The organism is Streptomyces sp. SID1328 (assembly GCF_009865595.1).
GTDB classification, from domain to species: Bacteria; Actinomycetota; Actinomycetes; order Streptomycetales; family Streptomycetaceae; genus Streptomyces; species Streptomyces griseoluteus.
Genome location: NZ_WWKH01000511.1, coordinates 1 through 1,130, shown reverse-complemented (window position 1 = coordinate 1,130; position 1,130 = coordinate 1). Strand labels below are relative to the sequence as shown.

The following is a 1,130-nucleotide window of genomic DNA, read 5'->3' as shown; positions in this document are numbered from 1 at the left end:
CACGGGCGGCGTCCCGCAGTCGCCTGCGCATCTCCTTGTCGTCCAGCGGCAGCGCGTTGACCTGCCGGAACCGCAGCCCCGGCACGGTGGGGTGGTGGTCCCACTCGCCGTCCTCGGACGCGGAGCCGGAGTCGGGCCAGAACAGAGTGGCCGGTGAGGGCCACGCCTCCTCCCACAGCCGCTCGGCCTCCGCGACGAGCGTCCATTCGTGCCCCGGCCGCTCCGGCACGGAGACGAGGGTGAGCCGGGCCCGAACGGTGATCGTGCCCCCGGCGCGCCAGCGCGCCTCGAAGACGCGGTCGGTGGAGCCCGCAGGGACGGGCGGCTCCGAGAAGTCGTCGAGATCCCCGCTCGCCCGGCGCTCTCTCAGGGTGCGGCGTACGACGTCCTCGGGGGTGGGACCGGTGTGACGGCCGCGGGCCGCCCAGATCGTCTGCGGGACGGGGGCGCGGTCGGTGGCGGAGTTCGACATGGGCCAATCTGCTGGTGGGGGCCGGTGCGCGTTCCAGTATCACCGGTATGCCCCGCCATCGGGGCGCCGGGTGCCGGGGCGGCGCGTCGGGCAGGGGCGCGCGCGGTCGGGTGCGCCCGTGGTGCGCCTCGTGCGCGTCCCGTGGGGGCCGGGTACGGGAGACCCCGACGAGAGCGGGCTCACCGGTCTCGTCGGGGTCTCGTCGTCGTTCGGCCGCACGCGCGCACCAGAGGATCAGGCGCCGCTCTCCCGGAGCATGTCCTCGCGCTCCACGAGCTTCACGCGCTCGCGGCCGTGCGGCTCGCCGAGGGCGCGCTCGGCGGCGTCCAGCTTGTACCAGCCGTCCCACGTGGTGAAGCGGACCCCCCGCCCGGACAGGAAGGCGTACACGGCCTCCGGGTCCGGCGCGGACGGCGTGTGCAGCCGGCCGTTGGCGTGGTCGTCCAGCAGGTTGGCCACCGTCTCGTTGGCGTCGCCCTTGGTGTGACCGATCAGACCGACCGGGCCGCGCCTGATCCAGCCCGTGACGTACGTCGACGTCAGGTGGGCACCGCCCTCCTCGATGACCCGGCCGCCCTCGTCCGGGACGGTGCCCGTCTCCAGGTCCCAGGGCAGCTTGGGCAGCTTGTCCGAGAGGTAGCCGACCGCGCGGTAGACC

Annotated in this window: 2 pseudogenes; both read right to left on the bottom strand. The window is 74.7% G+C overall.

The window, feature by feature from the left end:
- Positions 1–472: pseudogene (locus GT030_RS15940) on the bottom strand (hypothetical protein); the annotation flags it as partial.
- 234 nt (positions 473–706) lie between these two features.
- Positions 707–1,130, bottom strand: a pseudogene (locus tag GT030_RS15935) (pyridine nucleotide-disulfide oxidoreductase); the annotation flags it as partial.